Genomic DNA, 2,140 nt, shown 5'->3' on the forward strand with positions numbered 1-2,140 from the left:
GGGGGCGGGACCGGCCGGGACACGGGCGCGGATTCGGATACGGATACGGACGGGGCGCGGGCGCGGGGCCCCTCACCCGTCGGGCAGGAGCTTGATCCCCGCGTCGCGGCCCAGACCGAGCCGCTCGATGAGTTCCATGCACAGCAGCGCCATCTGCTCCAGGACGTGCGCGTTGCGCAGATCGCCCGCGTCGAGGCCGCGCAGCCCCGCCCGGTCGATCAGTTCGATGACCGGGATCTTGGCGCTGTAGTCGTCGCCCGCCACGAACACGTCGAGGTGGGCGCCGTCGACCCGGCCGGCGAAGAGGGTGGCCGCGCAGGTGGTGTTGAACGCCTTGACCACGGAGGACTGCGGCGCGGCCCGGGCGATCAGCTCGGTCATGCTGGGGCCCGCCCGGCCGAGCGCCGCCGCCCCGGCCTCCTCCACCGGGTTGGTGGTGTCGATGAGGATCTTCCCGGCGAGCGCTGCGCGGTGCCGGGTGACGAAGGCGAGGGTGTCCTCGCTGCCCATGGCGAGGGTGATGAGGTCGGCCTCCAGGACGCCGTCGATGTCATGGGCCTCGACACGGCCCCGGGTGCCCGCGCCCGCAGCCGCCGCCGCCCGCACCGCGCGCTCCGGGGAGCGGTCGGTGAGCCGTACGGTCTCGCCCGCCAGCGCGAACTGCCGTGCCGCGGCCCGGCCCATGGGCCCCGCGCCGATCACCCCGATTCTCACGCCGGCACCTCGCTCGCCAGGGCCGCCGGGGCGATGTTGTGGTTGACGCGGAAGATGTTGGCGGGGTCGTACCGCGCCTTGAGCGCGCCGAGCCGGGCGTACGCCTCGGGGGTGAAGGCCGCCCGGACGTGGTCGTCACCGGCCGAGGCGTCCAGGAAGTTGAGGTACCTGCCGCCGGTCGCCCAGGGCGCGAGGCGCTCCAGGAGCAGGTCGTCCTGTCCCTGCCCGGCCGGGCGCGGGCCGCCGGGGGCGACCGTGAGCAGGCAGAAGCGCGCGTCCCGGTTGCCCACCGCGTTGTCGTGCCGCACCGGCCGGGTCAGCGCCCCGCCGAGGTGACGCAGCTCCACCAGCCCCAGCGAGCACCCGGAGTCCGGCCCGGCCACCGCGAGGAGGCGCCCGGCCGCCGCCCGGTCCAGTTCCCCGAGCATCATGGTGCGTTCGTGGTACGGGTACGGCTCGGTCGGGTCGCCGTGGATCGAGGCGACGTCCGCGTACGGCATCTCCCGTACGGTGTCGAGCACGCGCCGCCCCGACTCCCGCAGCGGCGCCACGAGCCGGGCGCCCTCGGCGGCCGTGCCGGTGAACGCGATCCGCACCTGGACGACGAACCGGCCGCGGACCTCGCCGGGCAGCGCGGGGTCGTCGGGGAAGCGGACCAGCGCCAGCGAGGAGCTCATCTCCCGCGGCGCCGACGCCGTCCAGTCCAGCCAGGCGGGCAGCACGGCCGGGGCCGCCGCCCCGTCGAAGGTGAGCGCCCCGCCGTACAGCCGGGGCACCGGCATCAGACCGATCTCCATCGAGGTGACGATCCCGAAGTTGCCCTTGCCGCCGCCCAGCCCCCAGAACAGCTCGGGCTCCCGCTCCGGGTCCACCTGGCGCAGCACACCGTCGGCGGTGACCACGTCCAGGCTGCGGATGTGGTCGGCGGCGTACCCGAAGGTGCGGGCCATCACCGCGAGGCCGCCGCCGAGCGTGTACGAGACGGCGCCGACCAGCGGGGACGAGCCGTTGAGCGGGGCCAGGCCGTGGGCCGCGCCCTCGTGGACGACCTGCTCCCACAGCACCCCGGCGGCCATCCGCGCGGTGCCCCGGTCCGGCGCGATCCGCAGCCCGGTCATCCGCCGGGTGGAGACGAGCACCGCGCCGTCGGCGGGCCGGGCCGCGCCGTGGCCGGTGGCCTGGACCGCGACCGGCAGCCCGTGACCGGCGGCGAACCGGACCGCCGCCGCCACGTCCGCCGCCCCGGTCGCGCCCACCACCAGCGCGGGGCGGTGCTCCAGCAGGGTGTTGAAGCCCGCGCCCTCCTCGGCGTAACCGTTCTGGCCGGGCAGGAGGACGGGCCCCCGGACGGCGGCGGCGAGCGCGGCGACCTGGTCGGCGGGGAGGTGCGGGGGGTGCTGCACGGCGGATCGCACGGTGGGTGCCT

The 2,140-nt window shown here is 76.3% G+C and carries 2 protein-coding genes; both read right to left on the reverse strand.

The features are described from left to right. Positions 1-72 precede the first annotated feature (72 nt). Positions 73-714 (reverse strand): NADPH-dependent F420 reductase, encoded by a 642-nt coding sequence (locus tag ACJA3G_RS35555; protein ID WP_406557159.1) that lies wholly within the window; start codon positions 712-714, stop codon positions 73-75. Next, positions 711-2,140, reverse strand: a 1,430-nt coding sequence (locus tag ACJA3G_RS35560; RefSeq protein WP_406557160.1) for an FAD-binding oxidoreductase, incomplete at its 5' end; no start/stop codon positions are given. The genes ACJA3G_RS35560 and ACJA3G_RS35555, both read right to left, overlap by 4 nt.

This window comes from Streptomyces sp. YS-3 (assembly GCF_045257485.1).
Classification (GTDB): Bacteria; Actinomycetota; Actinomycetes; order Streptomycetales; family Streptomycetaceae; genus Streptomyces.